The following is a 6,920-nucleotide window of genomic DNA, read 5'->3' as shown; positions in this document are numbered from 1 at the left end:
CTGCGTAGTCGGGCATCTGGAGGCCCTGCCCGGGCGGCGACATGAAGAGACCCACATACTCATCCGGACCCATCAGCGCCACGTCTGAGATCTCCGAGGCTGTGATCGTGACGCGGCGGAACGCCGGCGTCAGGTCGGTGACGGCGGTGACGCGAGCGGAGAACTGGGGGCAGTGGTCGCGCTCCGGTGGCAGCGCCATGGACCGCGAGTAGACCGCACGGATCGTCGACTTCGCGGTGCTCTCAAGCAGATTGCCTCGTTTGGACATGTAAGCCTTTCTTAGGTTAGCTTAACCTTAAAAGGGATCGTACACCGGAACCCACGGCGATGTCGACGCGACCGCGAGCAGCTTCTGGCGCTGCCTGGACAAACGGAATCCCGGAGGCCAGCAGCCTCCGGAAGAAGCAGGAAGCGGCGAAGATGCACCTCGCCGCTTCCGCATGTCGTTCTGTTCGAGCCCCTATGCCAGCATCAGCCGTTCCCGGCCTCGGCCACCACCGCGGGATCTGTCACGATCCGTCGCAGCACCTCGGTGAGGTGGTCGAGACCGGCGAGCAGGTCGTCGTCCTTGGTGAACTCGTTGAGGTTGTGCGAGACGCCTTCGAAACTCGGCACGAACAGCATCACCGTCAGCACAAGGTCCTTCATGTTCGTCGAATCGTGACCGGCCACGGTCAGCACCTCGCCATGGGACAGGCCGAATGCCTTGGCGACGGAACGCGGTGCCCTCCGGCTGGCAGGGGTTCTGGTCCCAGGCGTGCTCGTGGACGATGTCGATCTCGACAGCGACGGTCTCCTCCACCTCGGCGATGCTCGTCCGCAGCTTCGCAGCCGCGCTGTCGATGACCTCCATGCTCGGTGAACGCAGGTCGAGCAGGATGCGGGCCTCGCTGGCGACGACCGGGGAGTTCGGGTAGACGGTGATCTCACCGACCGCGGAATGCAGAACGCCCTCTTCGTAGTCGTCGACGAGCTCGCGGGCGGCAACGATGAGCGTGGCCGCCCCGAGCAGCGCGTGACGCCGTCCTCGTCCATGTTGCGGCCCTGCTCGACGTGGATCTCGGCATACGCGGCCAGGTCGAGTTCGACCGGCCCGAACTGGTTGCCGATCTCATCGCGGACGACCTTCATCCCGTGGCGCTGCAGGAGCTCTGCGAACCAGCGGCGCTGCTGGCCGTCGGGCTCGGTGGCCTCCTGCCGGTCGACCCCGTGGGTGCCGGGCACCGCACCGAAAGTGCAGTGGACGTTCCAGTCGGCGAGGAATGCCTCAGCCTGTGACGTGTGTGTCATGGTCGGTCTCCGTTCATTACCCCGGCCGGCACCTCCGGGGAGGGGGCGCGCAGCGTCGGGTCGGTGATGACGTGCAGCAGTGCACCGGTCGGGCTCATCAATGCCCGTTCGACAGTGTCGACGATCTCATCGGTCGAGCGCACGGTTTCGCCGTGCAGACCGTAGGACTGCGCTATGAGCGCGAAGTCCGGGTTCGTCAGTAGTTCGCGCGCGTTTGTATCCAGCGTTGCATGAAAGTTTCGCACAAGTGGTCACGTTGGATACAAGACCCCAGTGCGGAGCAGGGCCATCGAACAGCTTCGATACCGGCGATGAACTGGGATTTCCGGCTGCCGCGGACGTTTGGAGATTAGCCTGCTGTACCGCTGAGTATCTGGCACGTCGCTACCCGGCTGGCGTCCGTAGAGGGGGTGAACCAGTCGGGATCTCGCGCGCAAGAATAGACGCGGGGTCTCGACAAATGATGCGGGTAGCACCTCTACCTGTAGACGATACCGCTTGCTATTCGTTCTTGCAGGTGGGCCGACGACCATCTGCACTCCTAGTCAACTACAAAGCTTTTAGCAAGTTGGGGGTCAAGTCCCTTGTAGTGGTGTAACGGTGCTTTCCTCTCGTTTGGGGTTTTAGCCTGCGAGTGCGGGCATGTCGGCATCGGTCGTGGTTGTGGGTGTGGTGATCAGGTTGAGGCGGCTCTTGGCGAGGACTTCCAGGCCGAGGTAGCGGCGGCCTTCTGCCCATTCATCGGTTTGCTCGGCCAGGACGGCGCCGACGAGCCGGACAATCGCTTCCCGGTTTGGGAAGATCCCAACCGCATCGGTGCGGCGCCGGATCTCGCGGTTCAGCCGTTCGGTGGGGGTTGTTCGACCAGATCTGCTACCAGACCTCGGTCGGGAAGCTGGTGAACGTGAGAATGTCAGCGCGGGCGGCATCGAGGTGGTCTGCGACGTCGGGGAGTTTCTCGGCGGTGTAGTCCAGCAGCCGGTCGAACTGGGCGTGAACAGCATCGGCGTCAGGCTGGTCATAGACGGAGTGGAGCATGGCCTTGACCGCCGGCCACAAGCTCTTGGGAGTGATGCTCATCAGGTTCGCGGCGTAGTGAGTGCGGCAACGCTGCCAGACGGCACCGGGCAGGTTCGCCGCGATCGCTTCCACGAGGCCTTGGTGGGCGTCGGAGGTGACCAGCCGGACCCCCGGACAGTCCTCGGGCGACCAGATCGGCGAAAAACTCGTTCCAGGCCGGGCCGGTCTCGCTCGTGGCGACCCGCATCCCTAAGACTTCGCGATGCCCGTCGGCGTTGACCCCGGTCGCGAGCATGACGACCGCGTTGACCACACGACCTCCCTCGCGAACTTTCATCGTCAACGCGTCGGCGGTCACGAACGTGAACGGCCCAGCATCGCCTAGTGGACGGTGTCGAAACTCGGCGACGTGCTCGTCCAACTCGGCGGCCATGCGAGAGACCTGGGACTTCGACAGCCGGTCGATTCCCAACGTCTTGACCAACTTGTCCATCCGGCGAGTACTGACTCCAGCGAGATAGCAGTCGGCAACAACAGTGATCAATGCGGACTCGGCGCGCTTGCGACGCTCCAGCAGCCACTCAGGGAAATAGGTGCCCTGGAGTAGTTTCGGGACCGCGATGTCCAAGGTCCCAACACGGGTATCGAGAGGCCGGTGGCGGTAGCCGTTGCGCTGGGCACGTCGGTCAGGATCTGGGCGGCCGTACTCGGCACCTGCAACCGCATCAGCATCCGCAGACAGCAACTCGTTGATCACAGTCTGCAACAGGTGACGCCTCGGCAAGCAGTTCGCCAAGCAGCCCGGCAGGGTCGACAATATGGGTAGCGGTCATCGTGTGGCCTTTCGCGAGTGAGTTGTAGGGGACGAAACTCGAGGATCACACGGTGACCGCCCTGCTGTCCAGCACGACCACCCCGCTACACCACTATGAGGGACTCAACTCCCTTGGTGATTAGTAGCGCCCTCGCTCATCAGCGAGATGCTGTTCGCAAATGATCCCACTAGCGCCATGTCCGCACCCCCACGTGTGCCAAACGTGTCGAGGTACTCCGATTCGAGCTGTGGGTTTAGGGCTTGGCGCCTGGCACCGGGACCGCGTCCGCTAATCTGAGGTGTGTCTCAGCTGCCAACGATACGACGCATCGGCGGCAGCCACGAAATCGTGGAACCGTCCGGGCCGACTAGACAATTCCTTAGGCGTGCCGGTTTCGGCGACGATAGCACCGTCCGCTAAGGGTTCGAGGAAGACCACCTGATCGGCGCTATCTATGGTGGATAGTCTGTGCGCTACCACGATCACAGTGCGGCCCTCAGATAGTTGACTGATGACGTCGCTAATCGCCGATTCATTCTCGCCGTCCAGCGCCGAGGTAATCTCGTCGAGCAGCAGTATCGGAGCATCCTTGATGAATGCCCGAGCGATTGCCACTCGTTGGCGCTCACCTCCAGACAGGCTCTGCCCGGCAGGCCCCACTTCGGTATCCCAACCGTGAGGCAGCGCCTCAATCACCCGATCAAGTCTCGCCTTGCGAGCTGCTTCTTCCAACTCGGCGTCCGTCGCATTGGGACGGGCAATCCGCAGATTCTCCCGGATCGTGGTGTCAAACAGGTAGGTGTCCTGGAACACCATCGAGGTCAGCTCCATGATCCGCGTGGTTGGAATCTCGCGCACGTCCACCCCACCGATGGTCACGCTACCGGCGTCGACATCCCAAAACCTTGCGGTGAGACGCAAGATCGTCGACTTCCCGGCCCCTGACGGCCCCACTAGTGCGGTGACTGCTCCCTGCGGGGCGGTGAGCGAGACATCGTCTAGGACAGGCCGGCCTGACTCGTAGGAAAACGACACTCCTCGGAATTCAATCGACGTCCCACGCGGTTCCCGTGCCTGCTCGGAATCAGGTTCGGCAAGTGGCGCGGCATCAAGGATTATTCCCATCTGGCGCAACGCCACTGCGGCGTTATCGACCTCAGATGCGTAGAGCGCGGCTTTTGTGAGCGGCAGCAGCATGCGCGCACTGACCGCCGCGATCACCAGATACGCAATCGGGTCCAGACGCGCTCCGGTCACGAACGACAGCCCCAAGGCGAGCACCACCGCGAAAGTCACGTTAGCGATGAGGTTGAATCCTTGGGCAGGTCGGCCCTTGATCCGAAGCCCGGCCAACGTCGCCTCAGAGTCGGCTTGCAGAGTCTCTTGTACGGGGTCCCACGACGTCGCGGCACCCGTGGCTCGAAGCACCGGTTGTAGCCTGGCGAACTCAATCAACCGGCCGGCTGCGGCGGCCGAGGTACGGTCTTCCATGTCATTGGCTCTGGTTGTTGCCGCCGACATTTTCCGCCACGTGAGAATAAACGGCAAGATCGACACTGCCATGACCACAGCTAACGGCCACTCAATGAATGCGGTGGCAACGAGCATCACCAACGGCACGATGAAGGCGTTGCACAGGTTCGGGATCACCATTGATGCCAGATGCGACAGGGTGTTGATCTCCTTGGATGTCGCATTAGCCACGTCCGCTTCGCGTTTGGCATTAAACCACCCAAGCGGCAGCTGCAAGACATGATCTGCTACGCGATCAATTAAGGTATCGCATACTTCATAGACGCTGATCCGATAGGAGCGGTACATCGCGAAGGTGTCGACCGTCACCGTGATCGCGCCGAGGATGGCAACGACGACGAGCCAGGTGCCAAGGGTTTCAGAGCGGGAGAATAATGCCCGAAGGAAGGGGATCATCAACGCCAGTGTGATGCCTTGTAGGACAGCGGAGAAGGCGAACCAGCCCACCAACGTACGCAACTCGGCCCTGTTGACGACCCTGATCATTAGTTTCCACATGAGCGTGTCTCTCCTTAGGCCATGTAATGGAGTTCTTGGGCCCGCCACATCTCGCTATAGGTCCCCGCTTGGTCGACCAAGTCCTCGTGCCTACCACGCTGAGTGATGTGGCCGTCCTCAATCACGAGGATCTGGTCGGCGTCTCGGATGGTGGCGAGTCGATGCGCGATGATGATCACCGTGCGCCCGGATGCCAAGGTGCTGAGCGCTTCGTGGATCGCACGCTCCGACTGGGGGTCTGCTTGCGCGGTGGCCTCGTCGAGAATCAAGATCGGCGCATCCTGCAAGTATGCTCGCGCCAGGGTGATGCGCTGCCGCTCACCGCCCGAGAGGAAGCCACCAACCTCGCCAAGCACGGTGTCATACCCCTCGGGCAGACGCATAATGCGATCGTGGATGCATGCCGCACGGGCTGCTGCCTCGACCTCGGCGCGCGTTGCCGACGGTTTCGACAGCGCGATATTGGTATGGACCGAATCGTTCGACAACGTTACGTCCTGTAGGACGATCGCGACGCGGGAAAGTAGCCACGAAAAACTCGCCTCGCGCACATCCACACCGCTGATGCGTACCACGCCATCATTGACGTCGTAAAAGCGCGCAATCAGCCGGGCCAGTGTGGACTTCCCTCCGCCCGACGGGCCCACCAGAGCCGTGACCGTTCCGGGCTCAGCCGTAAAGGAGACACCGTGCACAACGGGCACGTCAGGCTCGTAGGAGAAGGAAACCTCACAGACCTCAACTTGGCCGGGGTTTGGGCCCTCTTCTTGGGTGCGGCTGCCTTCGGGCATGGGTTTCTCGGAAAGCAGCTCTGCCGTGGTGCGAGCCGCCAGCTGCGACTCATAGATATGCTGCATCAGACCGACTAGCACCGTGAACCCCTCCGGGATACCGGGAGCGATCAGGAAGAATGGCAGCGTCGCCGACAGCGTGCTCCAATCCTGTGCGACGAATAGCGCCGCCAGTAACGCGACCGTGACGAAGACCGTGGCTGGACGCAGTAGCGAACCGAGCAGACTAATCGCTCTGCCGGAGCGACGAACCCAGTCGAAGGAGATGGCAGAAAATTGCTGGCGGGCGGCGTTAAAGCGCGTTCGGGTCGCATCGGTGGCCTGGAAATTCTTGATCTCCTTAATGCCCTCAAGCATTTCGACGGTGGCTGCGGCCAGTGCGGTCTGGGCATGTCCGAATCGCTCGGTGATATCGCTATAGCCGCGCATGGTCGTGCTGACGATGATCATGATCGCTACGGCCCACGTTCCAAAGAGCGCGAGCGCCAGTCGCCAATCGACCCACACGAGATACCCGAGGCCTACGACCATCGAGACCACGGCGTTGGTGACATCACCGGGAACATGCGCAACGAGAGTATGGATGGCTGCGGTATCGTCACACACCATCTTGCGGATGGCCCCGTGCGGCACCTGCGAGACCCTACCCAAGGGCAAACTGCCCAGCGCTTGGACCACATTGCCGCGCAACCGATGTCGGAGCTTGGCTTCTGCCTCGTGGGTGACACCCAATCCAAACAGGTAGAGCAATTGGCCCACGAACAGCGAAAGCACCGCTATCACGGCCCAAACCCACGGCTTTCCGGTCCAGCCGGTGCGCACCTGCCCGTCAAGCCAGATCGCGGCCATGTTGTGTAAGGCGACGAACGGCACCAGCGTGACGATAGCGCTTAAGGCTGTGAGGACTGCGGAAAGGACCATCGCGCCCTTGGCCGGGCGGATTAGTGCGGCGACGGAAATACTCACATCAGGC

At 62.0% G+C, this 6,920-nt stretch carries 6 protein-coding genes and 1 pseudogene; 1 reads left to right on the top strand and 6 read right to left on the bottom strand.

Annotation, left to right across the window (positions count from 1 at the left end):
* A partial coding sequence (locus tag QP868_RS03765) for a siderophore-interacting protein (protein ID WP_284925291.1) occupies positions 1-268 on the bottom strand: 268 nt, incomplete at its 3' end.
* Between the two features lie 203 nt (positions 269-471).
* On the bottom strand, positions 472-1,035 hold the full coding sequence (locus tag QP868_RS03760) for a hypothetical protein (protein ID WP_350309962.1): 564 nt from the start codon (positions 1,033-1,035) through the stop codon (positions 472-474).
* Between the two features lie 18 nt (positions 1,036-1,053).
* Here QP868_RS03760 and QP868_RS03755 point away from each other — a divergent pair, with 18 nt between their 5' ends.
* Complete coding sequence (locus QP868_RS03755; RefSeq protein ID WP_239530883.1) at positions 1,054-1,278, top strand: hypothetical protein; 225 nt, start codon at positions 1,054-1,056, stop codon at positions 1,276-1,278.
* An 8-nt stretch (positions 1,279-1,286) separates the two neighbouring features.
* Here QP868_RS03755 and QP868_RS03750 read toward each other — a convergent pair whose 3' ends face one another.
* The 4 genes and pseudogenes from QP868_RS03750 to QP868_RS03735 form a co-directional block, all read right to left on the bottom strand.
* Positions 1,287-1,535 (bottom strand): thiamine pyrophosphate-dependent enzyme, encoded by a 249-nt coding sequence (locus QP868_RS03750; RefSeq protein ID WP_284925290.1) that lies wholly within the window; start codon positions 1,533-1,535, stop codon positions 1,287-1,289.
* Positions 1,536-1,913: 378 nt separating this feature from the next.
* Positions 1,914-3,143 (bottom strand): annotated as a pseudogene (locus tag QP868_RS03745) (IS256 family transposase).
* A 270-nt stretch (positions 3,144-3,413) separates the two neighbouring features.
* Complete coding sequence (locus tag QP868_RS03740) at positions 3,414-5,144, bottom strand: ABC transporter ATP-binding protein (protein WP_284925294.1); 1,731 nt, start codon at positions 5,142-5,144, stop codon at positions 3,414-3,416.
* 26 nt (positions 5,145-5,170) lie between these two features.
* Entirely contained in the window at positions 5,171-6,913 is a 1,743-nt protein-coding gene (locus QP868_RS03735) for an ABC transporter ATP-binding protein (protein ID WP_201612957.1), read from the bottom strand.
* Positions 6,914-6,920 lie beyond the last annotated feature (7 nt).

This window comes from Brevibacterium sp. UMB1308A, from assembly GCF_030230605.1.
Taxonomy (GTDB): Bacteria; Actinomycetota; Actinomycetes; order Actinomycetales; family Brevibacteriaceae; genus Brevibacterium.
This window is presented reverse-complemented; position numbering and strand designations above follow the sequence as displayed.

Coding starts and splice junctions, on each gene's coding strand:
- QP868_RS03760 (WP_350309962.1), bottom strand. CDS start 1,035: ATGGACGAGGACGGCGTCACGCGCTGCTCGGGGCGGCCACGCTCATCG.
- QP868_RS03740 (WP_284925294.1), bottom strand. CDS start 5,144: ATGATCAGGGTCGTCAACAGGGCCGAGTTGCGTACGTTGGTGGGCTGG.